Below are 23,137 nucleotides of genomic sequence, written 5' to 3' on the forward strand. Positions count from 1 at the left end.
TTACGTGCGTAAACTTTCTCGTCAAGCCAGAACGGGAATCGCCTGGCTCAGCCGCCCCCCGACCCGGATCGGCTCGACCCGCGTGGCCAGGCCGGTCCTGTCATCGGTCTCGACATAGACGCCGCAGATCGTCGCCGGCCCATGCGCCGGAACATACCGCCCGCCCGACAGCCGGGTGGTGAAGCGCCGCAGGGGCTCTTCCTTCTCGTTGCCGATCACGGAGTCATAGTCGCAGCAGCCGCCGGCGTCGGTCTGGTAGGCCGTGCCGCCCGGCAGGATCTGGCAGTCTGCGGTCGGCACATGGGTATGGGTGCCGACCACCAGCGAGGCGCGGCCGTCGCAGAAATGACCCATGGCCATCTTCTCGGAGGTCGCCTCGCAATGCATGTCGACGATGATGGCGTCGGCGGCGACGCCCATGGGACAGGCCGCCAGCTCTTTCTCGACGGCGCTGAAGGGGCAATCCATCGGGTCCATGTGAATTCGGCCCAGCACATTCATGACCAGCACCGTCTTGCCGCTCTGGGTCTCGAACAGATTGGCCCCGGCACCGGGGGCATCCATCAGGCGCGGATAGTTGGCGGGGCGGATCAGGCGCGGTTCGCGCACGATATAGGTCAGGGCCTCGCGCTGGTCCCAGCTGTGGTTGCCGAGCGTCAGACAGTCGGCCCCGGCCATGAACAGCTCGCGCGCCGTGTTCTCGGTAATGCCGAAACCGCCGGCCGCGTTCTCGGCATTGACCACGACGAAATCGAGTTTCAGGTCGCGCTTCAGACCCGGGAGGTGATCGCTCAGCCCGTCCCGTCCGGACTTGCCGACGACATCACCGAAAAAAGCCAGTCTCATGCGAAGGGTCTATAGCCGGTCTCGGTCAGAACGCCATGCAGACGGATATCGTGGGGCTCGGCCGGCAGGTCAGCGATTTCCTGGCCCGCATAGGCGAATCCGATCCGGGTGACATCGGGCCGCGCGGCAAAGGTCCGGTCGTAATAGCCGCCGCCCTGCCCCAGCCGGCCGCCCCGGGCGTCAAAAGCCAGCAATGGGGCAAGGATCAGGTGAGGATCGACGACCTCGGCCAGCGGGAAGGGCGCGGGAACCCCCGCCTCGTCCAGCTCGAGCGGCTCGCCGGGAGACCACCGCCGGAAGATCATCGGCGCGTCCCGCTCGATGACGACCGGCAGGCAGAGTTCGCGACCGGCCTCGATCAGCGCCAGCGAAAGGGCCTCAACGTCCAGTTCCGAGCCGATCGCGCGATAGACGGCGACGATACGGCCCGACGGCAGGGCATCCGCCTGTTCAGCGGCGCGGTCGGCCGCGCCGGCATCCAGCGCGGCCAGACGCTTGCGCATCGCCCGCATGACCGATCTGAGTTCGCGCTTATCGATCATGGGAGAGAAAAATGTTGGCGGCGCCACAAGAGCCGTGAAGGGCGTTTAAATCCTCTCGACCTGGGTAGCCAGGTGGGCGCCGTGTGCCCAGGCCCACGGGCCTGATCAGGGACAGCTCCCTTCGAGTGAATTAAGGTCGCGAGGAAATGTTGCCTTCGACGAGAGCCGCAGCAGGACCCGCCGCGGAGGAAGATAGTCCCTAAGCCCGGACGGAACAATGGCCGGGGGTCAAAGACCCTGGGCGATCTTCTCCAGCCGGGCCGCCACAGCATTCAGCGCCTCGGCCACGCCGTCGGTGGAGGCGGAGGCGGCAACCGGGGACGCCACCGGATTGCCGAGCCGGACCTCATGCAGTTCGTCGGCCAGCATCAGGCCGGCCATCAGGAACAGCCGGAGGTCGCCGACATGGCCGACCTCCGCCGAAACCTGGCGCACATGGCCATCGAACTGTTTTGCCAGGATGCGGACCCGCTCCTCCTGGCCGTCGGCACAACCGACAGCATAGGAGCGGCCGTTGATCTCGACGGTCACGGTCGCCATCAGCGCGCCTCCTGTTCCGCCAGGGCGGCGCGGATGGCGTCGGCGGCGTGGGACAGGGTTTCGGCAGCATCGCGGCCCGCGGCCTCCAGCTCGTGGATGCGCGCGCGGTCGGTCTCGGTCGAGGGTTCAGGCGCGAACAGGTCGTCGTCCGGCACCCGGCTGGCCCCGGCCGCCCGACTCTTGAGATCGAGCAGGCGGCGCTCCAGCAGCGCCAGCGCGCGGTCGACACGGTCCTTGGCGGCCGATGCAGCGTCCATTCCGGTCACATCCTCCAGAATCCGTATAGAACCCGCCGACGCGTCGGGGTAAAGCGGCGCGCCTCCCTTTTTCCGCCTCTCGACGAAAGTGCCGCCCGTGGCCGACAGCAAGACCGTATCCGAAAAAGCCACGCCCAGGCAGATGGCCGACGCCATCCGGGTGCTCTCGATGGACGGTGTCGAAAAGGCAAAAAGCGGCCACCCCGGCATGCCCATGGGCATGGCCGATGTGGCTACGGTGCTTTTCTCGAAATTTCTCAAGTTCGACGCCAGCCGCCCGGACTGGGCCGACCGCGACCGCTTCATCCTGTCGGCGGGCCACGGCTCGATGCTGATCTACAGCCTGCTGCATCTGACCGGCTACAAGGCGGCGACCAGGGAAGAGCTGTCGAACTTCCGTCAGTGGGGTTCGAGGACAGCGGGTCACCCCGAGTTCGGCCATATGCCGGGCGTCGAGACCACCACCGGGCCGCTGGGTCAGGGCCTGGCCAACAGCGTCGGCTTCGCCATGGCCGAGCGCCATCTGGCGGCCAAATACGGGGCTGACCTCGTCGACCACCGCACCTGGGTCATCGCCGGCGACGGCTGCCTGATGGAGGGCGTGTCGCAGGAAGCCATCGCCCTGGCCGGGCGCTATCAGCTCAACAAGCTGACCGTGCTGTGGGACGACAATGCCATCACCATCGACGGGGCCGTGTCCCTGTCGGACGCCACCGACCAGAAGGCGCGCTTCAAGGCCGCCGGCTGGGCGGTCAAGGTCATCGACGGCCACGACATGAAGGCCATCAAATCGGCCCTGCAGTGGGCGACCCGGCAGGACAGGCCGACCCTGATCGCCTGCAAGACGAAGATCGGCCGTGGTGCCGCCACCATGGAAGGCAGCCACAAGACCCACGGCGCGGCGCTCGGCGCGGCGGAAGTCGCCGCCACGCGGCTGGGCCTGGCATGGACGCACGCACCGTTCGAACTGCCCGAGGCGATCGACAAGGCCTGGAAGAAGGTCGGCCGGCGCGGCGCGAAAGAGCGGAAGGCCTGGGAGGCCCGGTTGAAAGCCTCGTCACAGGCGGCGGACTTCACCCGCGCCATGAAGGGAGACCTGCCCGCCGGGGCCTTCGACGCCCTGCATGCGAAGATCGCCGAACTGGTCGAGACGAAGCCGGCCCAGGCCACGCGCCAGTCGTCGGGTGCGGCGCTGGACGAACTGTTCGCCGCCATCCCCGAACTGGTCGGCGGCTCGGCCGACCTGACCGGCTCGAACAATACCTTCGTCAAGGGCACGCCGATCTTCGACGCCCCGACCTATGAGGGTCGATACGTCAACTGGGGCATCCGCGAGTTCGGCATGGCCGCAGCCATGAACGGCATGGCCCTGCACGGCGGCATCATCCCCTACGGCGGCACCTTCATGGTGTTCTCGGACTACAGCCGCCCGGCGATCCGCCTCGGTGCCCTGATGGGCGTTCGGGCGATCCACGTCCTGACCCACGACAGTATCGGCCTCGGCGAAGACGGGCCGACCCACCAGCCGGTCGAACATCTGGCAGCCCTGCGCGCCATCCCGAACCTGCTGGTCTTCCGCCCTGCCGATACGGTCGAGGCGATGGAGTGCTGGCAGGCGGCGCTGGAGCACAAGCATGCCCCCTCGGCCCTGGCCCTTTCGCGCCAGAAGACCCCGGCGGTGCGCACCGTGGCCTCGGACGGCAATCTGTCGGCGAAGGGTGCCTATGAGATCCGCGCCGCAAAGGGCGCGGCGAAGGTCACCCTGTTCGGCACCGGCACGGAACTGGCGCTGGCGCTGGCCGCCGCCGATGTTCTGGAGTCCGAAGGCGTGCCGACCCGCGTCGTCTCGGTCCCCTGTTTCGAGCTCTTCTTCCAGCAGCCGAAGACATACCAGGACAGCGTCATCGGCCGCGGCACCGTCCGCGTCGCCGTCGAGGCCGCCGTCCAGCAGGGCTGGGAACGGTTCATCGGCGAGGACGGGGCCTTCGTCGGCATGACCGGCTTCGGCGCCAGCGCCCCGGCCGAGGTCCTGTACGAGAGATTCGGCATCACGACGGACGCGGTGGTCGCGGCGGTGAAGGGGCGGCTCTGACCATGCGCCTCGGCACGCCCCTCTCCGACTCGGCCGTCCGCGTCATGCTTCTCGGCGCCGGAGAGCTCGGCAAGGAAGTCGCCATCGAGCTGCAGCGGCTGGGTGCCGAGGTCATCGCCGTCGACCGCTATCCCAACGCCCCGGCCATGCAGGTGGCGCACCGCAGCCACGTCATCCCGATGACCGATCCGCATATCCTCAATGGCGTCATCATGGCCGAGGCCCCGCACATCATCGTGCCGGAGATCGAGGCGATCGCCACGGATGTGCTGGCACAGATCGAGGCGGCGGGGCTGGCGACCGTCATCCCCACCGCGCGGGCAACACAGCTGACCATGAACCGGGAAGGAATCCGGCGGCTGGCGGCCGAGGAACTTGGCCTGCCGACCAGCCCCTATGCCTTCGCCACGTCCGCCGCCGAACTGGCCGAGGCCGCGCACCGCATCGGCCTGCCTGTCTTCATCAAGCCGGTCATGTCGTCCTCGGGCAAGGGCCAGTCGATGATCGATGCGATCGAGGACGCCGCCAACGCCTGGGCCTATGCCCAGTCCGGCGGACGGGTCGAGACGGCGACCGTGATCGTCGAAGGCCGCATCGATTTCGACTTCGAGATCACCCTGCTGACCGTCCGCTCGCTGCGGGACGGCACCGTGTGCACCGACTTCTGTGCCCCCATCGGCCACCGTCAGGTCAAGGGCGACTATGTCGAGAGCTGGCAGCCGCAAGCCATGACGCCTGCCGCCCTCGCCTCGGCCCGGGACATCGCCCGCAAGGTCACCGATGCGCTGGGCGGCCTCGGCGTGTTCGGGGTCGAACTGTTCGTGAAGGGCGACCAGGTCTGGTTCTCGGAGGTGTCGCCTCGCCCGCACGACACCGGTCTGGTGACCCTGGCCACCCAGACCATGAGCGAGTTTGCCCTGCACGCCCGCGCCATCCTCGGCCTGCCCGTCGATGTCAGCCAGCGCGACATCGGCGCCAGTGCGGTCATCTATGGCGGCATGGACGCGGTCGGGGTGGCCTATGAGGGCGTGGCTGAGGCCCTGTCGGTGCCGACAGCCGATCTGCGCCTGTTCGGCAAGCCCGAAAGCTTCGTCACCCGCCGCATGGGCGTGGCCACGGCGCGCGGCGAGACGGTGGAGCAGGCCCGCGAGCGGGCGCGAGAGGCGGCATCCCGGGTCAGGGTCGTCGCGGGCTAGAGCGCCGGGGCGGCCTGAAGTGCCATCGCGGGCTGGGAACGGGGCTCGGCCAAGGCCGCCAGGGCGGCGTCCAGACCGGGATCCCGACCGGCAAGCCGATCCTCCAGAGTCACAGGCGCGTCCACATCGGGCGTGACGCCGCGCTTTTCCAGTCGGACCCCGCCCGAGGTGACGAAGTCGGCACGGCTGAGGCTCAGGCGTCCGCCGTCCGGCAGCCGCGTTTCCTGCGATATCAGCACAGCCCCTGCGGTCGGGGCTCCAACAACGATCGCCCGGCGCGCCTCCTGAAGGGCAGCGGGGGTCAGTTCAGCGGCGCTGCGGCTGTTGCCGTCGACGAGCACGGCCACGTCATTCGCGACCGGCACCTGCAGCGTCCCGCATCCACCCGCCGTGCGCAGCTCCATGCGCCGACCCGACCGCCCCGTCCGGGCGGCCCACGGCCGGTCAAGCGGCAGGAAGCAGCTGAGCACCGCATCTGCCTCGGCCAGCCGTCCGCCGGGATTGCCCCGCAGGTCGATGACGACATCCGTCTCAGGCGACAGGTCTTGCAGCTGCTCGCCCATCCAGCGACCCAGCCCCAGCTCAAAGCCTTCCACCGTCAGCACCAGCACACCCGGTCGTGAACGGTCGGCAACGAAGGCGGGGGTCGGCTCCATCATGCGAGGGGTCAGGGCGATGGGCCGCGCGGCACCGTCGCCGTCGATCAGCGACAGGGTCACGGACTGGCCCTCGGCGATATCCTGATCCGGCGTCCAAAGCGCCCCCTCGCCGGTCATCAGCCTCCAGCCCGCCTCCACCCCCGCCTCGGCGGCCGGTGAACCCGGCCGGACCTCCTCAATCAGCCAGGTCTCGCCCGAGGGTTCCGCCCGCAGGGAGAGGCCGATGGCCGGGCGGCGCTTGCGCAAGCTGTCCTGACGGCGGGCCACAGCCGGCGAAGCGGCACCGGCATGATCGTCATCCAGCAAGTCCAGCATGTCACCGATCGCCCGATACAGGGTCCGGTCGTCCGGGGCTGCGAGCGCAACCGGCCGCCAGGTCCGGCGTGCGGCGTTCCAGTCCACCCCATGCAGGCCGGGATCGTAATACTGGCTGCGCACCTCGTTCCAGACCCGGTCGAAGACCCGCTGGTTCATCCGCGCCCGCTCAGGGCTGACGGCGGCAGGGGCGGTCAAGACAACAGTGGGCACCCCCGAGCCGGCCGCAGAAACGGGCGCGGCGATGAGCGCAAGACTCATCGCCGCCGGGACCATCAGCATCCGAAAGAGGCGTCGCAGGATCATGGCGCCATTAGAAGGCACCGGGCCCTTGGTTCAATCCACCAGGCCGCCGTACGGATCAGTCTTCACTATTCTGTCGCATTTCAAAGCGGTGAACGAAGACCTCGGTGCCATTACCGGAGCCGCGCTCGCCCGGCTCGATGAAGCCCGAACGATCCGCGTCCATCCGCGCGAACGCCTCACGCACAGGCGCACTGAACTCGGCCTCGCTGACCTTGCCGTCGTTGTCGGAGTCCATGTCGTTCTCACCGCCGGGGCCACCGACGCGCCTGATCTCGATCCTTTGGCCGGGCCCGCCCTCGCCCGGGGTCCCGATGAGCTCAGCCAGACCCTCGGGGCCCGAGAAGACCATCACCCGGGGCTCACCGCCCGATCCGTCTGCGCGGCGCAGCTCGATCCGTGGCGGTGCGCCGGCTGGCCCGTGACCACCGCCCGGCTGTTGACCCCGACGGGCCGACCATTCGGCCCAGGTTTCGCGGCGCCCCTCTGCACCGGGGGGGGCTTCCGGACCGCCAGGTCCGCCGTGGATCACGATCTCACGCCGGCCGTCTGCACCGGGCTCGCCATCGACGAAGATTGTCTGGGTTACCACCCGCTCGACGCGGGAACCCGGTTCGCCACCATCGACACGACGCATTTCGATATGCCGTTCGCCCGGGCCACCCGGACCATGCATCATCATGATGTCGTGACCCTCGCCTGCCATCGCGACATGACCGGCAGACAGTTCCTCGGTCGACAGGCGACCGTCGCTGTTCGCGTCCATACGGTCGAAATGATCGTTCATCGGCGCAGCGAACTCCTCGCGCGTGATCTGGCCGTCGCCGTCCTTGTCCAGGGTGCCGGGTCCGTCAGCGCCCATCAGCATGATCCGGGTACGGACCTCGGGCGGTGCCGGCGGAGCCGGCGGGGCCGGTGTCTGCTGCATCAGGGCGGCGGAAAGGGCGATCAGGGTCAGCATGAGCGGTCGGCTCCCGTTGTTGGTCTGCCCCTGTTCGACCACAGCCGGCTTGCCGGAGTGTTTCAGCCGTCGCGCCGATTGTTTCAAAGCTGAAATGACGGCGAGCGTCAGGTTCGTCACAATGGGTCCATGTCAGCCGACACCGCTCCTCGTATTCTCGTCGTCGACGACGACCCCGGCATCCGCGAGGTGCTGTGCGACTATCTGGTCCTGCACGGCTATGAGGCCGTCGGCGCGGCCTCGGCCGCCGAGATGGACAGGGCCCTGGCGCAACAGGCCCCCGACCTGATCGTTCTGGATCTGATGATGCCGGGCGAGGACGGGCTGTCGGTCTGCCGTCGCCTGGCCGGCAAGGGGCCACCGATCGTCATGCTGTCGGCCATGGGCGAGGACACCGACCGGATCATCGGGCTGGAGCTGGGGGCCGACGACTATCTGGCCAAGCCCTGCAACCCCCGCGAACTGCTGGCCCGGGTCCGCGCCGTACTGCGCCGCCCACGCGATGAGGCCGTCGCCGAAGGGCCGGCTCTCACCTTTGCCGGCTGGCGGCTGGACCTCCTGCGCCGCGACCTTACTAGGCCGGATGGCCGCGCTGTCGCCCTGTCGGCCGGGGAGTTCGCCCTGCTGCGCGCCTTTGCCGAGCGCCCGGGCCGGTTGTTGACGCGCGACCAGTTGCTGGAACGGGCGCGCGGTGCCGACGCCGATGTCTTCGATCGCGCCATGGACGTGCAGATCAGCCGCCTGCGTAAGAAGCTCGACGACGGCTCGGGCCTGGCGATGATCCAGACCCTGCGCGGTGAGGGCTATATGTTCGATGTGCGGGTGGAGCGCCAGAACGGCCCGGTCCGGGGTGCCGCATGAGGCGGCCGTCATCCTTCCCGGTCATGGTGCAGGTGGCTGCCCTGGCCGTGCTGGCGGTGATCATGTCCCAGGCGGTGGCCTTCGGCGTGGTGGTTCTGGCCCCCGAGCCGCGTCCCGCCGGCTTCAGCATCGGGGCTGCGGCAGACGCCCTGAAGGGCGAGCCGGCCGAGACCGCCGACGGCCGCGCCCTCCGCCGCCGGATCGTCGACCGCCCGCCGGAGCCGGAGATCGACAATGGGCTGGATCCCATGGCCCTGGCGATCCGCGCCGGGCTCGCGCAGCGGCTGGGGGTGGAGCCGGAGGCTGTCAGGGTCACGGTCGACCACGGCCAGGGTCGCCGACGCGCGCCGGGCCCGGCTGAGGACGTCTCCGTCAACGGGCGCGTGGACTTCGTCCTGGTGCGCCCTGAACTCCGCCCCGACGAAGGTCCGGACAGGGCCGGGCCGGAAGCGCCACCCGCCCCATCGGCTCCAGCGACCGGTGTCGTGATCCCTGTTCCGCCACCCTCGTCCGAACCGACGGTGATCGTGCGGCGCGGTGCCGACATCGAGGCCCGGCTGCGGATGCACCACAACGGGCCGCCCGGTCCGGAGGGCGAGGCCTTCATCATCGACCGGGAGACCCGTCAATTCACCGTCCGGGCCGACCGCCTGACCTTCGCCCCCTTCTCGGCCTCGGTCCGTCAGCCGGATGGTCGCTGGGCCACCGTCGAGCCGCCGCGCGGCCTGCTGTCGCCCTGGCAGCAACGGATTCTGCTGGCCCTGGCCATCTCCCTGCTGCTGCTGGCTCCGCTGGTTTGGTGGATGGCGCGACGGCTGACCCGGCCGATCCGGGTGTTCGCCGAGGCTGCCGAACGCCTGGGTGCCGACCCCGAGGCCGAGCCCCTGACCCCGTCCGGCCCGTCCGAGGTGCGCACCGCCATCCATGCCTTCAATGACATGCAGGCCTCGCTCCGAGACCACATGCGCCGGCGCACCCAGACCGTCGCCGCCATCGCCCACGACCTGCGCACCCCCCTGACCCGTCTCCGCTTCCGCGCCGAACAGGCCCCCGGGGCCGTGCGCGACCGCATGGCCGCCGATATCGAGGAGATGGACGCCCTGATCGGCCAGGCCATGGCCTATGTCCGCGGCGAGGCGACGCCGGACCGGTCCGAGGCCTTCGACCTCGACGCCCTGGCGGCCGACTGCGCTGAGGGATTTTCTGAAACCGGCGGTGCCGTGACCTTCGACGGCGGCGGCGAACTGCCGGTCGAGGCCGATCCCGCCGCCCTGCGCCGCGCCCTCGCCAATCTGATCGCCAACGCCGTCAAATACGGCGGCGCGGCCCGGGTGAAGGCCTTCGCACAGGACGACTGCGCCGTGGTCACGGTCGAGGATGACGGCCCCGGCCTGCCCGACGACGAACTCGAGGCCGTGTTCGAACCCTTCCACCGGGCGGAACGCTCGCGCAGTCGCGAGACCGGCGGGGCGGGGCTCGGCCTGACCGTCGCCCGTCAGGCGGCACGCGCCCACGGCGGTGACGTGACCCTTGCGAACCGGAGCGAGGGCGGCCTCGTCGCGCGGCTGGAACTGCCCCTCCGCACCGGCGACTGACCGCCGAAAGCGTTACAGTCGATCACGCCTTGTTACAGGCGCGGGGTTGATCACCGCGCCCGTCGGCTTCATTGAAGCGCCAACCCTGACACCGCTTCTTCCGGAGACCGCCCCATGACCGTCCGCGTCGCCATCAATGGTTTCGGCCGCATCGGCCGCCTCGTCCTGCGCTCGATCGTCGAGCACGGCCGTCGCGACATCGAGGTGGTGGCGATCAACGATCTGGGCCCGGTCGAGACCAACGCCCATCTGCTGAAGTATGACTCCGTCCACGGCCGCTTCCCCGGCACGATCGAACACGGCGACGGCTGGATCGATGTGGGCATGGGCAAGATCAGGGTCACCGCCGAACGCGACCCGTCCAGGCTCCCGCACAAGGAACTGAACGTCGACATCGCCTTCGAATGCACCGGCATCTTCACGACCAAGGAAAAGGCCTCGGCCCACCTGACCGCCGGCGCCAAGCGGGTGCTGGTCTCGGCCCCCTGCGACGGTGCCGACAAGACCATCGTCTACAAGGTCAATCATGAGACCCTGACCGCCGAGGACATCATCGTCTCCAACGGCTCGTGCACCACCAACGCCCTGGCCCCGGTGGCCAAGGTCCTGCACGACCTGTTCGGCATCGAGCGCGGCTATATGACCACCATCCACGCCTACACCGGCGACCAGCCGACGCTGGATACGATGCACAAGGACCTCTACCGCGGCCGCGCCGCCGCCCTGTCGATGATCCCGACCTCGACCGGCGCCGCCAAGGCCCTCGGCCTGGTCCTTCCGGCCCTGAAGGGCAAGCTGGACGGCTCCTCGATCCGCGTCCCGACCCCGAACGTCTCGGTCGTCGACCTGAAGGTCGTCGCCGGCCGCGAGGTCACGGTCGAAGAAATCAACGCTGCCATCCAGGCCGCCGCCGACGGCCCGATGAAGGGCGTTCTGGCCACCACCGACGAGGCCCTGGTCTCCACCGATCTCAACCACATCGCCGCCTCCTCCACAGCCGCCCTGCCCCAGACCCAGGTCGTCGACGGCAAGCTGGCCCGCGTCCTGACCTGGTACGACAACGAATGGGGCTTCGCGACGCGGATGGCCGACACGGCGCTGGTGATGAGCAAGCTGATCTGATGGGCCGCATCGGCCCGAATGGCCGACGCGTTCTCGAGGCCGTCATCCTTGCGATGGCCGGCCTTATTGCGAGCATGGGCGTTACGTTCGGCTGCCTGATCCGCAACATTATCCTTTGGCCGGCGGAGTTTGCGCACATTTTCGGCGCGTCTGACCCGGCCGGGTCCCGCGCCTTACTGCATGGACGCATGCCTGGCACGAGTTTGTTCGACATGGGGATGACGCTTGTCTTCGCCCTGCTGATGCTGGTCTGGATCTGGGCCTTCGTATCGTTCGTGCGCCGTGAACCTCGGTCGCCCTTCACCTGGGTTTCCGGGTCTTTGATTGGCGCTGGCTTTGTCTGGTTCTGCTGGCAGAACTGGCTCATGGCCTATCCCGTCTGCAATGCCTTTTGATTGACCACCGGCGGTGCCGGACGAATCTCGAGAAATATGATGACCTTCCGCACCCTCGACGACGCCCGACTACAAAGCCCTTCCCCTCGACGGGGAAGGGTTGGGATGGGGTGGAGGCAGGATGGTTGTCGTGTTGCTCCGATGGGCTCGATCCAGGGAACCGACGCTGCCGCCCGCGCCCTGTCCTGAAACACACTGCCACCACCCCATCCCCGACCCTTCCCCATCGAGGGGAAGGGAGAAGGAACGAAACACCCATGACCTTCCGCACCCTCGACGACGCCGCAAAACCTGATGGGGGCCTCGCCGGCAAGACCGCCCTCGTCCGCGTCGACTTCAACGTCCCGATGGAGGACGGCAAGGTCACCGAGGACACCCGGCTGCGCGTCGCCCTGCCGACCATCAACACGCTGCGCGACGCCGGGGCCCGGGTCGCCCTGCTCGCCCATTTCGACCGGCCCAAGGGCAAGGTCGTCCCGTCCATGAGCCTGCAGCCCGTGGTCGATGACCTCGAACACCTGCTCGGCGCCCCGGTCCGGTTCGCGACCGACTGCGTCGGCGATGAGGCGAAGGCCGTGATCGCCGACCTGCCGCTGGGCGGCGTGGTCCTGCTCGAGAATGTCCGCTTCCACGCGGGCGAGGAAGCCAACGACCCCGCCTTCGCCGCGCAATTGGCGGAACTCGGCGACGTCTATGTCAATGACGCCTTCTCCGCCGCCCACCGCGCCCACGCCTCGACCGAGGGCCTCGCCCGCCTGCTGCCCGCCTATGCCGGCGAGTCGATGCGCCGTGAGCTCGACGCCCTCGACGCCGCCCTGGGCCGGCCGCAGAAGCCGGTCATCGGCATCGTCGGCGGGGCCAAGGTCTCGACCAAGCTGGACCTGCTCAAGAACCTCGTCGGCAAGCTGGACCGCCTCGCTATCGGTGGCGGCATGGCCAACACCTTCCTGTTCGCGCAAGGCATCGACATCGGCGGCTCCCTGGCCGAGCGCGACATGGCCGACACCGCCCTCGAAATCCTGGCCGAGGCGAAGGCCCGCGGCTGTGAAATCCTGCTGCCCGTCGACTTCGTCGTGGCCACTGAGGTCAAGCCGGGTGCCGCCGCCCGCGCCGTTGCAGCAGGCCAGCCACTGTCGGCCGAAGACAAGATCCTCGACGCCGGCCCGGCCACGGTCGCCCGCCTGACCGCTGCCATCGACGCCTCGAAGACCCTGATCTGGAACGGCCCGCTGGGCGTGTTCGAGGTCCCGCCCTTTGACGCCGCCACGGTCGCCGTGGCCCACCATGTGGCGGCGCGCGCCCGGAGCGGACATCTCGTCGCAGTCGGCGGCGGCGGCGACACGGTCGCGGCCCTGCATCATGCGGGCGTGGCCGACGACATGACCTTCGTCTCCACCGCCGGCGGGGCCTTCCTCGAGTGGATGGAGGGCAAGCCCCTGCCCGGCGTCGAGGCGCTGCGGGCCTGACATGGGCTGGAACCAAAAGTACTGGGACTTGATCGACCAACTCTACTGGACGCCCGGCTACATGGGCCTTCAATCGATCAACCGACGTGAATGGCGGCTCGAAGGTGATCGCATCAGCGTGCCGGCTTCGCTGGTCAACCGGTCTGGTCCTCTCTACTCGCGAGGCCTTCGGATTGATGCCCTTGTTGGCGATCTCCACCGCATGGAGGAGCCGCTCAATCAGATTTTCAACCTCACATTCGCTCTGGCACCGGACGCGCTGATTCAGCGGATGTTTGTCCAGAGTTTGGGCTTTTCTGATTCGGGGCCGTTCGAAAGCATCGGCCGCGAAACCCATGTCCGTTACGGCTGGAATCCCAATGAGAACATCACTCAGCATGATGCGTTGTTTGTCAGTGCGACCTCGGCAATTGCGGTCGAGTTGAAGCTCGGCTCGTCGACCTGGCCCGGCCAGGTGATGAAATACGCCGCCTTGCTCGCATGGGAGGAAATGGTCTGTGGTCCAAAATCCAACCTAGGTCTGCTCTTTGTCGCACCTGAACGAGCGCGATCGAGCCATTGGAAGAAGTGCGGACTGTCATCATCCGCAATCGACCGGTCTTTCATGGACCAAAGCTGGGCCAAGCCGCTGCCCGCGCCCATTCGGGGCTTGATGCTGGATCACCGTGAACGAGTAGCTTCTGTCCTTGATCGTTTGCAGTTGGGATTCATGAGTTGGCCAGAAGCTGCCGCGCGAATGAGCGCCTTTTCCAATGAAATCTCGTCAGAAAGCCCCGGCGACCAAACCCTAAGGAAACTCATCGCTGGTTTCTTGGATCAGTTGATCCGGCATGAGATGACTGGTTACGACAAAGCCTCGGCCCTGTAACAATGCGTGACTTCGCGCGCCTGTGACGCTAGACCACCGGCAAAACAGACGGTCCCAGGAGACACCCCATGGCGCGCATCACGCTGCGACAGCTTCTCGATCACGCGGCTGAAAACGACTACGGCCTGCCCGCCTACAACATCAACAATATGGAACAGGGCCTGGCCATCATGGAGGCCGCCGAGGCGGTCAACGCCCCGGTCATCATCCAGGCCAGCCGCGGCGCACGCAGCTACGCCAATGACATCGTCCTGGCCAAGCTGATCGACGCCCTCGCCGAACTGTATCCGCACATCCCGGTCTGCATGCACCAGGATCACGGCAACGGCCCCGCCACATGCGCCACCGCCATCCAGTACGGCTTCACCTCGGTGATGATGGACGGCTCGCTGGAAGAGGACGCCAAGACCCCCGCCAGCTACGAATACAATGTCGACGTCACCCGCCGGGTGGTTCAGATGGCCCACGCCTGCGGCGTCTCGGTCGAGGGCGAACTGGGTGTGCTCGGCTCGCTGGAAACCGGGATGGGCGAGGCCGAGGACGGCCACGGCTTCGAGGGCAAGCTGGACCACTCCGCCCTGCTGACCGACCCGGACCAGGCCGTGGACTTCGTCGGCCAGACCAAGGTCGACGCCCTCGCCATCGCCATGGGCACCAGCCACGGGGCCTACAAATTCAGCCGCAAGCCGGACGGTGCCGTCCTGGCCATGAATGTGATCGAGGAAATCCACCGTCGCCTGCCGGACACCCATCTGGTCATGCACGGCTCGTCCTCGGTGCCGCAGGACCTGCAGGACATCATCAACGCCTATGGCGGCCAGATGCCCCAGACCTGGGGCGTGCCGGTCGAGGAGATCCAGCGCGGCATCAAACACGGCGTGCGCAAGATCAACATCGACACCGACAACCGCATGGCGATGACCGGCGCGGTGCGCAAACTGCTGGCGGAAAAACCGGGCGAGTTCGATCCGCGCGCCTGGCTGAAGCCCGCCAAGGAGGCGATGCGCAAGGTCTGCCAGCAGCGCTTCCAGGAGTTCGGCTGCGAGGGCCAGGCCTCAAAAATCCGGCCGCTCTCCACCGCCCAGATGGCCAAACGCTATGCCAACGGCGAGCTGAATCCGCATTTCGGGGCCTCCGCCACCAAGGCCGCCTGAAGTCAAAGGGCGTTCGCTTGTAAGCAGCGACGGACTATGATTATCTCGTAACCCGCTGTTATTGTGATCTGTTCGCAGTCATGAGGGGGTGGGGGAATTGTCAGACCAGAAGCGACCGGATCGCCGATCCTTCCTTGCACGCATCCTCGGCGGAGTGGTGGTGGCCGGCGGTGCCATGGGTGCCGTGACCGGCACCGCCTCAGCCCAGTCCTATACGGGCCGGACAGACTCTGACAGTCGCGACGCCGCCAACTATGGCCGCGGATGGACAGGCCGGACCGACTCGGACTCGAGCGACGCGTCCGGCAGTGGCCGGGGCGGCAGAACCGGCCTGACCGACTCGGATTCCGGTGACACCGCCGGCAACGGCAGGGGCAACCGCACGGGTCTGACCGACTCGGATTCGAGTGATTCCGCCGGCAACGGCAGAGGCAACCGCACCGGACTGACCGACTCGGATTCAAGCGATTCCGCCGGCAACGGCAGGGGCTACCGCACCGGCCTGACCGACTCGGATTCGAGCGATTCCGCCGGCAACGGCAGAGGCAACCGCACCGGCCTGACCGACTCGGACTCCAGCGACGCTGTGGGCAATGGCCGGGGCAGGCGGACCGGTCTGACGGACGCAGATACGTCCGATACCAGCGGTAACGGACGCGGCACCGGCCTGACCGACTCTGATGCAACCGACGCGGCCGGCAATGGACGCGGTGGGCGTCGGTCGCCCAAATGATCGCCATCAAGGCGTGACGGTCGCGGGGCAACACCATCTCGAAGACCCGCTTGGATGGCTCCTCGGTCCGGCGGCGAAGGGATTTCTCGGCGGCGCATTCGAGCGCGAACCGGTCATCGTTCACCACGATGACCCCCTGCGTTTCCGGTCGCTCCTGTCCGTCGCAGCTGTAGATCGCAAGGTTGCTGAACAGGACCTGCGCGAAGGTATGCTCGCCATGGTCGACGCATCCCGATCCGTGGATGCCTCAGATTTCGTGGCGAGTTCCGGTGCGATCGACCGTGTCGCCGTTGCGCGACTCTACAGTCGCGGCGCCACGATCATCCTGAACCAGGTGCACCAGTCCGACATCGCACTGGCTACGTTCTGCCGGTCTGTGGAGCGGGTTTTTTCCTGTCACGTCCAGACCAACATCTATCTCACCCCCCCGGGCTCCCAGGGGTTCCATACCCACTATGACAACCATGACGTCTTCGTCCTGCAGATCGAGGGCGAAAAAACCTGGCGGCTCTACGATCAGGCGATCGAGGCACCCTACCGCGGCGAGCGGTTCGAGCCGGGCAGACATTCCATCGGCGAACCCAGTCACAGCTTCGTTCTGAAAGCGGGCGATTGCGCCTATGTGCCTCGCGGCCTGATGCATGATGCCTCTGCATCCGGCGACTCGGCTTCGCTGCACGTCACATGCGGCCTGTTGGCCCGCACCTGGGCAGACCTGGTGCTGGAGGCGATTTCGGAGGTCTGTGTCAATGATCCGGCGTTCCGGAGAAGCCTGCCTCCGGGGTTTGCCAATCGCGATTTTGATCGGGCCGGGGCACGGGAACATTTTCGGGCGCTTGTCGCGGATATTCCGATGCGGGCGCGGCTCGACGGTGCGCTCGACCTGTTGACCGACCAGTTCATCCGGTCGCGCGAACCGGATGTTCTGGGCGCTGTGGAGAGCGGGTCGGGTCCGCGCGGAGGCCGCTATCAGGCCCGCCCCTCGCTCTGGCGACTTCTCGATGAGGACGGCGGCCTGCGCCTGATCGCGCCCGGCGGCGACATGACCTTCAGTCGCGCGCCGCGCGCAGTGATTGAACGCGCCCTGTCAGGCCAACCCTTCAGTCACGAGGATATGGGTCCTGACCAGGCCGACGAATTGATCCGCCGGCTGACCGTAGCCGGCCTGATCGAACGGATCGATTAAGCGCGCAATCCGTCTCTACCAGGGGCCGTACTGCCCCTGAAACCGCCGACGCACATCGCGCACACCGAATTCGGCCTCATCGACCGCATCCTGCGCCCGGTGCCAGTCGCGTTCGGTGTCCGCACGCTCGCGGCGGATTTCCTGAATCCGGTCGCGGATCGCGCCGCGCTGTTCGTCGGTCAGACCTTCAGCGCGCGCTTCGGCCTGTTTGGCCCTGATCTTGTCGTCCAGCTCTTCGAGCCGGGAGCCGAGGCTGGAGACACTGCTGCGGGCGCTGCTCAGTGCCTGCTCAGCCGCATGGACGATCTGGCCGTCGCGATAGGCGGGCAGGAATTCGTCCTCCTGCGCGGGTGTACAGACCCCATGATAGGTGTCGCCGTTGCGTCCCTCCTCGAAGCCGCGCTCCCAACGGCAATAGCCGTTCAGCCCGTCCGCGCGGGCAGAGCGATAGGCCACCGGATCCGGCGCCACGCCATATTCGGCGCAGGCGCTCTCATGGTCCGCCAGCACGCTCATCGGCCGGCCTTCAGAGCCGTCCCGGTAGCCGACCTCGCCCCAGGCACCGGCGAGGCACTGGTCCTTGGACATGGTGGCGCAGCTGGCGACGGCGAGCGCCGCGCCGCCGGCGGCGGCAAGAAGCAAAAGTCTCATGGCTGGCTCATCTCCGTCATCATGGTGTGACCATGGCCCAGCTTGGCCGTTCCGCCAAGCACGTCCATTGCCCGCAGGGGCTCACGCCATGCTAGACCGCCCTGCCGCCCGACCTGAGCGGCGGAGCGCGCCGTGTCCGACGACCCCCTGATCGAAGATTTCGCCGTCGACGAAGACCTCCCATCGGTTCTGGAGGCCCGTCTCGAGACCGGTGGTGCCCGGCTCGACAAGGCCCTGTCGGACCTTTTTCCGTCCCTGTCCCGCGCCCGCGTCCAGGCCCTGCTGGCCGAGGGCGTCGTGACCCGCGACGGCCAGCCCGTCACGACCGCCTCGGCCAAGGCCCTGCCCGGCCTCTATGCCGTCGCCCTGCCCGCCGTCATCTCCGCCATCCCCCAGCCGGAGGACATCCCCCTCTCCGTCCTGTTCGAGGACACCCATCTGATCGTGATCGACAAGCCGGCCGGCATGGCCGTGCATCCCGCGCCGGGCAGCGAGACCGGCACCCTGGTCAACGCCCTGCTGCACCATTGCGCCGCGTCTCTGTCCGGCATCGGCGGCGTCGCCCGTCCCGGCATCGTCCACCGGCTCGACAAACACACCTCCGGCGTCATGGTCGCGGCCAAGTCCGACGCGGCCCACGCCGGTCTCTCGGCCCTGTTCGCCGCCCACGACATCGAGCGGACCTACATCGCCCTGGTCCGTGGCGCGCCCCAGCCGGAACGGGGCCGCATCATCTCCAACCTCGGGCGCTCGACCGGCGACCGCAAGAAGATGGCGGTGCTTCGGGTCGGCGGTCGCGAAGCCATCACCGACTATGTTGTCGACGCCACGTTCGGCGCGGCACCGAGAAAGGGCAGTCGCCCGGCCGCTCCACCGCTCGCCGCCCGCGTTGCCTGCACCCTGCACACCGGCCGCACCCACCAGATCCGGGTGCACATGGCCTCGAAGGGTTCGCCGCTGCTGGGCGACCCGGTCTATGGCACGGGCAGTCCCGCGCAAGCCGTGCGGGAGGCGATCACCGCCGCCGGCCTGACACGGCAGGCGCTGCATGCGGCGATTTTGGGCTTCGTGCATCCGGTCACAGGTGCAGCGCTGCGGTTCGAGACGGCCCCGCCGGAAGACATGCGCTTGCTCGAAGAGGGCCTTGCCGGACTCTAGAAACAGGGTCCGTCTTGATTAAGGACTGACCATTCGGTAAGGTGTCGTCATCTGGTGCCGTGGCGCCGGGGCCACGGTCACGCTTTCGTGTGACCATCCGCCACTGACAAGTGCGGAAACCCGACCCTATGTCATCCGTTGAGGGGTGAGGCGGCGGTGCACATCGGGTGGCCGTTTCCGAAGGACCCGCTCGTTTACACGGTCGGAGGGACCAAATGGCTGTTGCTAGATCACTCGCGGTTATGTCGCCTGAACAGGGGCTGTCGCGATACCTGACGGAAATCCGCAAGTTTCCCATGCTTGCGAAAGACGAAGAATTCATGCTCGCCAAACGCTGGACCGAGCACCAGGACCCCGAGGCCGCGCATCGCCTCGTCACCTCGCACCTGCGCCTCGTGGCCAAGATCGCCATGGGCTATCGCGGCTACGGCCTGCCGATCGGCGAAGTGATTTCCGAGGGCAACGTCGGCCTCATGCAGGCCGTCAAGAAATTCGATCCCGACAAGGGCTTCCGCCTGGCCACCTACGCCATGTGGTGGATCCGCGCCTCGATCCAGGAATACATCCTGCGCAGCTGGTCGCTTGTGAAGATGGGCACCACCGCGGCGCAGAAGAAGCTGTTCTTCAACCTGCGCAAGGCCAAGAGCCAGATCTCGGCCTTCGAGGAAGGCGACCTGCGGCCCGAACATCTCTCGGCCATCGCCACCAAACTGGGCGTGTCGGAGGAGGAGGTCACCAATATGAACCGCCGCCTCGGCGGCGACGCCTCCCTCAACGCGCCCCTGCGCGCCGACGGCGAGAGCGAGTGGCAAGACTGGCTGGCCGACGACACGGCGGTCTCCCAGGAGACCCACCTGGCCGAAAGCGAGGAAAAGTCGATCCGCATGGGCCTGCTTCAGGAAGCCATGGAAGAACTGACGGACCGCGAAAAGCACATCCTGACGGAGCGTCGCCTCAAGGACGATCCTGTCACGCTTGAGGAATTGGCCGGCCAGTACGGCGTGTCGCGCGAACGCGTCCGCCAGATCGAGGTCCGCGCCTTCGAGAAACTGCAAAAGGCCATGCGGGCCGCGGCAGAAGAGCGGAACCTGGTCGACGCCTGATCCCCGGGCCGGGCGATCCCGACGGGTCGCCCGGACTCAGGTCACCGTCGCAACGGTCTGATAGCGCGGGTCACGCCAGCTCTCCGCATCCAGAACCTCGCCCAGCACCTCGACGGCATCCCAGACGTCGACCCGGCGCACATAGAGCGGCGCGAAGCCGAACCGGATCACGTCCGGACTGCGGAAATCGCCGATGACCCCGCGCGCGATCAAATTCTGCATCACCGCCCACCCCTGCGGATGCCGGAACGAGACCTGCCCCCCTCTCGTCGTCGCATCTCGTGGACTGGCCAGCGCCAGACCCTTGCCGGCGCATCGCGCCTCGACCCGTTCGATGAACAGATCGCCCAGCGCCCCCGCCTTGGCCCGGACCACCGCCATGTCCAAGCCGCTGAAGGCATCCAGCGCAGCGTCGAGGGCGGTCAGGCTCAGAATCGGCGGCGTCCCGCACAGCCAGCGATCGATCCCCGGTGCCGGTGCATAGTCATCCACGAAATCGAACGGCCGTGCATGACCCATCCAGCCGGACAGGGGATTGCGCAGCGCCGCCTGATGCCGCCTCGCCACAAACAGATACGCCGGTGCCCCCGGACCGCCGCTGAGATATTTGTAGCCGCAACCGGCTGCAAGATCGGCCCCCGCGCGGTTCAGGTCGACATCCAGAACGCCGGCACTGTGGCTCAGGTCCCAGAGGCTCAACGCGCCGGCGGCCCGGATTGTCGTGCTCAGTCCCGCCATGTCGCGCACCGCGCCGCTGCGATAGTGAACATGGCTCAGCAGGACCACGGCCACCCGGTCGTCGAGGGCCGCCTCGATTCCGCCCGGCTCAACCACCCTCAACTCGACCTCCGGCATCATCCCGGCGAGGCCCTGGAGGATGTACAGGTCCGTCGGAAAGTCTCCGCCTTCGGTCAGCACCACCCGCCGCCCGCCCCGGGCACCGACCGCCGCTGCCGCCAGCTTGAACAGGTTCACGGATACGGAGTCCGCCGCCACGACCTCGTCCGCCCCGGCACCGATCAGGGGCGCGATCCTGCCCCCGACCCTTTGCGGCAGACCGATCCAGCCATGCTTGTTCCAGCTGGCGATCAGGTCTTCGCCCCACTGCCGCCTGACGGCCTCATCCACGGCCCTGGCAGCCGCAACCGGCAAGGCTCCCAGCGAATTGCCGTCCAGATAGATCACCCCGTCCGGCAGGCTGAACCGTTCCCGCACCGCGCCAAGCGGATCAACGGCGTCCAGTTCGACACAGTCCTGTCGGGTCGTCATTCTCTCTGGCTCCGGTTGCCGAACGGCCCCTGCTCTCTACAGTGAGCCGCCGCGCCGGTGAAACGGTGACTTCGACAGGATCGCCTGATGCGCCTGATGACTGCCGCCCTTGCCGGCCTTCTGGCATCCACCGCCTGCGCGCCCTCACCGGCGCTGATCGCCCCTGTCGAGACCCGCGCGCCCATCACCTTCAGCCAGTTGCTGGCCCATCCCCGCACCGTCGCCGACGAACGCGTCGCCTACGGCCCGGACGCCCTCCAGTTCGGCGAACTCTGGCTGCCGCGCCGACAGGGTCCTCATCCCGTCATTGTCCTGATCCATGGCGGCTGCTGGCGCGCCGACCTGCCGGGCCTCGAGCTGATGGACTATATGGCCGCCGACCTGCGCGACCACGGCTATGCGGTCTGGAACCTCGAATACCGTCGCATCGGTCACCCCGGTGGCGGCTATCCGGGCACCTTCCGGGACGTTGCTGCGGGCGTCGACCATCTGCGCACGATCGCCGCACAACACAGCCTCGACCTGCGCAGGGTGGCCCTCGCGGGCCATTCCGCCGGCGGCCATCTGGCGCTCTGGGCAGCCGCGCGGGATCGCCTGCCGGCCGAGAGTCCGCTGCACACGGCGCGCCCCCTGCCGATCCGGGGCGTCGTTTCCCTCGCGGGGATCGCCGACCTCGACGCCTACCGGCAGACGGGGCCCGATGCCTGCGGGGGGCCTTCAGTCATCGACGGGCTTGTGGGGGTTCAACAGCCCGGAGGCCGGAACGTCTTCGCGGACACCTCACCGCCCGCCCTCCTGCCGCTGGGCGATCGTCAGGTGATCATCTCCGGCGCACGGGATGCGATCGTTCCGCCCCGCTTCGGCCAGGACTACGCGGCTGCGGCGGCCCAAAGGGGCGATCGCGCCGACTCGATCGTGTTCGAAGGGGCCGGACATTTCGAGCTCATCGACCCGACGTCTGCGGTCTGGCCCCGCGTGCGGGACGCCTTCGCAGGGCTTCTTCGCTAGCGGCTTCCGCCCGCCTTCGCGAGGGGCTCGGCCCTGTGCATGGCCAGAAGGGCTTCGATCGGAGCGGCCAGCGCTGCCTTTGTCAGCGGCGCACCCGCCATCGACATTTCCAGGTCATCGACCGCCACGGCGAGGCCCGGGTCCGCAGGCCTCATGGCCAGCGCCTTCAGCGTTGCCGCCTGCTCGCGGATCGCGCGAGCCGCCTGCATCGGATCGCTGTCGAAGCGTTCCAGCGCCGTCGCCAGAATCCGCATGGCCTGATCCTTGACACCGGCCTGTCCTCCGAAATCCATCTCGAACCGATCGGCCTTGCGCTTTTTCTTGCCCGAGAACTCGCCGGAGTTGAACCGCCGGCGGTCGGGACCAACATAGCCCATCGCCTCGACCCAGCCGCGCGGCTTGAGCGCCACGTTTGTAATCCGCTTGTACAAATCCGTGCTGGTGAATGGCTTGCGCAGGAACTCGTGCACCCCCGAATCCCGGGCACCCCGGATCGCGCGCTCGGTGGCATCGGCTGTGACCATGATGATCGCGGCGCGGCGGCACTGCATGTGCGAGCGCCGCAGCGCCCTCGCCAGGGATTCGCCGTCCAGACCCTCACCGCTGCGTTCGATAAAGATGAGGCCGGGTTCCATTTCCTCCGCCGCCATCAGGGCCAGGGTCTGGTCCGGCTGGACCACGACATCGCGCGAACCCAGACCCTTCATGATCTCGGTCAGCAGGCGTGCGGCGTGCATATTGGGGTCGACAACCAGCACCCGCTGAACCACGGGTTCCAGCTTCGCCAGCGAACGACGATCAACTGCGAACAAGACACACCTCATCCCAAATCGGGAGGATGTTCCTAACCGAAGCCG

At 67.7% G+C, this 23,137-nt stretch carries 23 protein-coding genes and 1 other RNA gene; 14 read left to right on the top strand and 10 right to left on the bottom strand.

Annotation, left to right across the window (positions count from 1 at the left end; translation table 11 throughout):
* Positions 1–21 precede the first annotated feature (21 nt).
* The 5 genes from Q0053_RS10080 to Q0053_RS10100 form a co-directional block, all read right to left on the bottom strand.
* Complete coding sequence (locus Q0053_RS10080) at positions 22–846, bottom strand: TIGR00282 family metallophosphoesterase (RefSeq protein WP_298099587.1); 825 nt, start codon at positions 844–846, stop codon at positions 22–24.
* Complete coding sequence (locus Q0053_RS10085; protein WP_298099590.1) at positions 843–1,388, bottom strand: 5-formyltetrahydrofolate cyclo-ligase; 546 nt, start codon at positions 1,386–1,388, stop codon at positions 843–845. Before Q0053_RS10085 ends, Q0053_RS10080 begins: the two co-directional genes overlap by 4 nt.
* A 16-nt stretch (positions 1,389–1,404) precedes the next feature.
* A non-coding RNA gene (ssrS, locus tag Q0053_RS10090) (6S RNA) lies at positions 1,405–1,565 on the bottom strand.
* Positions 1,566–1,616: 51 nt separating this feature from the next.
* Complete coding sequence (locus tag Q0053_RS10095; RefSeq protein ID WP_298099592.1) at positions 1,617–1,928, bottom strand: cell division protein ZapA; 312 nt, start codon at positions 1,926–1,928, stop codon at positions 1,617–1,619.
* On the bottom strand, positions 1,928–2,185 hold the full coding sequence (locus tag Q0053_RS10100; RefSeq protein WP_298099594.1) for a hypothetical protein: 258 nt from the start codon (positions 2,183–2,185) through the stop codon (positions 1,928–1,930). Before Q0053_RS10100 ends, Q0053_RS10095 begins: the two co-directional genes overlap by 1 nt.
* A 142-nt stretch (positions 2,186–2,327) precedes the next feature.
* Between Q0053_RS10100 and tkt the strand changes: the two genes are divergently transcribed.
* Both tkt and purT read left to right on the top strand, forming a co-directional pair.
* A complete protein-coding gene (gene tkt / locus Q0053_RS10105; RefSeq protein ID WP_298099733.1) occupies positions 2,328–4,277 on the top strand; it encodes a transketolase in 1,950 nt (649 codons plus the stop codon).
* A gap of 2 nt (positions 4,278–4,279) precedes the next feature.
* Entirely contained in the window at positions 4,280–5,473 is a 1,194-nt protein-coding gene (gene purT / locus Q0053_RS10110; RefSeq protein ID WP_298099597.1) for a formate-dependent phosphoribosylglycinamide formyltransferase, read from the top strand.
* Here purT and Q0053_RS10115 read toward each other — a convergent pair.
* Positions 5,470–6,753, bottom strand: a complete 1,284-nt coding sequence (locus tag Q0053_RS10115) for a S41 family peptidase (RefSeq protein ID WP_298099598.1) — start codon at positions 6,751–6,753, stop codon at positions 5,470–5,472. The two genes, purT and Q0053_RS10115, sit on opposite strands and share 4 nt — an antisense overlap.
* Before the next feature lie 55 nt (positions 6,754–6,808).
* Positions 6,809–7,831 (bottom strand): hypothetical protein, encoded by a 1,023-nt coding sequence (locus tag Q0053_RS10120; RefSeq protein WP_298099600.1) that lies wholly within the window; start codon positions 7,829–7,831, stop codon positions 6,809–6,811.
* A gap of 9 nt (positions 7,832–7,840) precedes the next feature.
* On the opposite strand from Q0053_RS10120, the gene Q0053_RS10125 reads away from it, so the two are divergent.
* The 9 genes from Q0053_RS10125 to Q0053_RS10165 all read left to right on the top strand — a co-directional run bounded on the left by Q0053_RS10125 (position 7,841) and on the right by Q0053_RS10165 (position 17,091).
* Positions 7,841–8,572 (top strand): response regulator, encoded by a 732-nt coding sequence (locus Q0053_RS10125; protein WP_298099603.1) that lies wholly within the window; start codon positions 7,841–7,843, stop codon positions 8,570–8,572.
* A complete protein-coding gene (locus Q0053_RS10130; protein WP_298099606.1) occupies positions 8,569–10,167 on the top strand; it encodes an ATP-binding protein in 1,599 nt (532 codons plus the stop codon). The genes Q0053_RS10125 and Q0053_RS10130 overlap by 4 nt, the downstream gene beginning before the upstream one ends.
* A 114-nt stretch (positions 10,168–10,281) precedes the next feature.
* Positions 10,282–11,289, top strand: a complete 1,008-nt coding sequence (gene gap / locus Q0053_RS10135) for a type I glyceraldehyde-3-phosphate dehydrogenase (RefSeq protein ID WP_298099609.1) — start codon at positions 10,282–10,284, stop codon at positions 11,287–11,289.
* Positions 11,289–11,684 (top strand): hypothetical protein, encoded by a 396-nt coding sequence (locus Q0053_RS10140; RefSeq protein WP_298099612.1) that lies wholly within the window; start codon positions 11,289–11,291, stop codon positions 11,682–11,684. Before gap ends, Q0053_RS10140 begins: the two co-directional genes overlap by 1 nt.
* 257 nt (positions 11,685–11,941) lie before the next feature.
* The gene (pgk, locus tag Q0053_RS10145) at positions 11,942–13,150 is read left to right on the top strand and encodes a phosphoglycerate kinase (protein WP_298099615.1); all 1,209 of its coding nucleotides are present in this window, start codon (positions 11,942–11,944) and stop codon (positions 13,148–13,150) included.
* Between the two features lie 28 nt (positions 13,151–13,178).
* Positions 13,179–14,018 carry a hypothetical protein gene (locus Q0053_RS10150; protein ID WP_298099618.1) on the top strand — a complete coding sequence of 280 codons (840 nt, stop codon included), beginning with the start codon at positions 13,179–13,181 and terminating at the stop codon, positions 14,016–14,018.
* Positions 14,019–14,086: 68 nt separating this feature from the next.
* The gene (fba, locus tag Q0053_RS10155) at positions 14,087–15,172 is read left to right on the top strand and encodes a class II fructose-bisphosphate aldolase (protein ID WP_298099623.1); all 1,086 of its coding nucleotides are present in this window, start codon (positions 14,087–14,089) and stop codon (positions 15,170–15,172) included.
* Positions 15,173–15,269: 97 nt separating this feature from the next.
* Positions 15,270–15,905 carry a hypothetical protein gene (locus Q0053_RS10160; RefSeq protein WP_298099626.1) on the top strand — a complete coding sequence of 212 codons (636 nt, stop codon included), beginning with the start codon at positions 15,270–15,272 and terminating at the stop codon, positions 15,903–15,905.
* A 217-nt stretch (positions 15,906–16,122) separates the two neighbouring features.
* Positions 16,123–17,091, top strand: coding sequence for a cupin domain-containing protein (locus Q0053_RS10165; protein ID WP_367276685.1), 969 nt, complete (start codon positions 16,123–16,125; stop codon positions 17,089–17,091).
* Between the two features lie 15 nt (positions 17,092–17,106).
* Here Q0053_RS10165 and Q0053_RS10170 read toward each other — a convergent pair whose 3' ends face one another.
* On the bottom strand, positions 17,107–17,742 hold the full coding sequence (locus Q0053_RS10170) for a DUF2799 domain-containing protein (RefSeq protein WP_298099629.1): 636 nt from the start codon (positions 17,740–17,742) through the stop codon (positions 17,107–17,109).
* 132 nt (positions 17,743–17,874) lie between these two features.
* On the opposite strand from Q0053_RS10170, the gene Q0053_RS10175 reads away from it, so the two are divergent.
* Positions 17,875–18,900 (top strand): RluA family pseudouridine synthase, encoded by a 1,026-nt coding sequence (locus tag Q0053_RS10175; RefSeq protein WP_298099631.1) that lies wholly within the window; start codon positions 17,875–17,877, stop codon positions 18,898–18,900.
* Between the two features lie 215 nt (positions 18,901–19,115).
* Entirely contained in the window at positions 19,116–20,003 is an 888-nt protein-coding gene (gene rpoH, locus Q0053_RS10180) for an RNA polymerase sigma factor RpoH (RefSeq protein WP_298099633.1), read from the top strand.
* A gap of 36 nt (positions 20,004–20,039) precedes the next feature.
* On the opposite strand, the gene kynU is transcribed toward rpoH, so the two are convergent.
* Entirely contained in the window at positions 20,040–21,272 is a 1,233-nt protein-coding gene (kynU, locus tag Q0053_RS10185; protein WP_298099636.1) for a kynureninase, read from the bottom strand.
* Between the two features lie 87 nt (positions 21,273–21,359).
* Between kynU and Q0053_RS10190 the strand changes: the two genes are divergently transcribed.
* Positions 21,360–22,280: an alpha/beta hydrolase gene (locus Q0053_RS10190; protein WP_298099638.1), complete on the top strand. Its 921-nt coding sequence runs from the start codon at positions 21,360–21,362 to the stop codon at positions 22,278–22,280.
* Here Q0053_RS10190 and Q0053_RS10195 read toward each other — a convergent pair.
* Positions 22,277–23,092, bottom strand: coding sequence for a response regulator (locus Q0053_RS10195; RefSeq protein WP_298099641.1), 816 nt, complete (start codon positions 23,090–23,092; stop codon positions 22,277–22,279). The genes Q0053_RS10190 and Q0053_RS10195 overlap by 4 nt on opposite strands.
* Positions 23,093–23,137: the final 45 nt, after the last annotated feature.

This window comes from Brevundimonas sp., assembly GCF_027487935.1.
In the GTDB taxonomy this organism is placed as follows: Bacteria; Pseudomonadota; Alphaproteobacteria; order Caulobacterales; family Caulobacteraceae; genus Brevundimonas.

Coding starts and splice junctions, on each gene's coding strand:
- Q0053_RS10165 (WP_367276685.1), top strand. CDS start 16,123: ATGGTCGACGCATCCCGATCCGTGGATGCCTCAGATTTCGTGGCGAGT.
- Q0053_RS10190 (WP_298099638.1), top strand. CDS start 21,360: ATGCGCCTGATGACTGCCGCCCTTGCCGGCCTTCTGGCATCCACCGCC.
- fba (WP_298099623.1), top strand. CDS start 14,087: ATGGCGCGCATCACGCTGCGACAGCTTCTCGATCACGCGGCTGAAAAC.
- Q0053_RS10170 (WP_298099629.1), bottom strand. CDS start 17,742: ATGAGACTTTTGCTTCTTGCCGCCGCCGGCGGCGCGGCGCTCGCCGTC.
- pgk (WP_298099615.1), top strand. CDS start 11,942: ATGACCTTCCGCACCCTCGACGACGCCGCAAAACCTGATGGGGGCCTC.
- tkt (WP_298099733.1), top strand. CDS start 2,328: ATGGCCGACGCCATCCGGGTGCTCTCGATGGACGGTGTCGAAAAGGCA.
- Q0053_RS10085 (WP_298099590.1), bottom strand. CDS start 1,388: ATGATCGATAAGCGCGAACTCAGATCGGTCATGCGGGCGATGCGCAAG.
- Q0053_RS10130 (WP_298099606.1), top strand. CDS start 8,569: ATGAGGCGGCCGTCATCCTTCCCGGTCATGGTGCAGGTGGCTGCCCTG.
- Q0053_RS10100 (WP_298099594.1), bottom strand. CDS start 2,185: ATGGACGCTGCATCGGCCGCCAAGGACCGTGTCGACCGCGCGCTGGCG.
- Q0053_RS10080 (WP_298099587.1), bottom strand. CDS start 846: ATGAGACTGGCTTTTTTCGGTGATGTCGTCGGCAAGTCCGGACGGGAC.
- Q0053_RS10125 (WP_298099603.1), top strand. CDS start 7,841: ATGTCAGCCGACACCGCTCCTCGTATTCTCGTCGTCGACGACGACCCC.
- rpoH (WP_298099633.1), top strand. CDS start 19,116: ATGGCTGTTGCTAGATCACTCGCGGTTATGTCGCCTGAACAGGGGCTG.
- Q0053_RS10140 (WP_298099612.1), top strand. CDS start 11,289: ATGGGCCGCATCGGCCCGAATGGCCGACGCGTTCTCGAGGCCGTCATC.
- Q0053_RS10115 (WP_298099598.1), bottom strand. CDS start 6,753: ATGATCCTGCGACGCCTCTTTCGGATGCTGATGGTCCCGGCGGCGATG.
- kynU (WP_298099636.1), bottom strand. CDS start 21,272: ATGACGACCCGACAGGACTGTGTCGAACTGGACGCCGTTGATCCGCTT.
- gap (WP_298099609.1), top strand. CDS start 10,282: ATGACCGTCCGCGTCGCCATCAATGGTTTCGGCCGCATCGGCCGCCTC.
- Q0053_RS10095 (WP_298099592.1), bottom strand. CDS start 1,928: ATGGCGACCGTGACCGTCGAGATCAACGGCCGCTCCTATGCTGTCGGT.
- purT (WP_298099597.1), top strand. CDS start 4,280: ATGCGCCTCGGCACGCCCCTCTCCGACTCGGCCGTCCGCGTCATGCTT.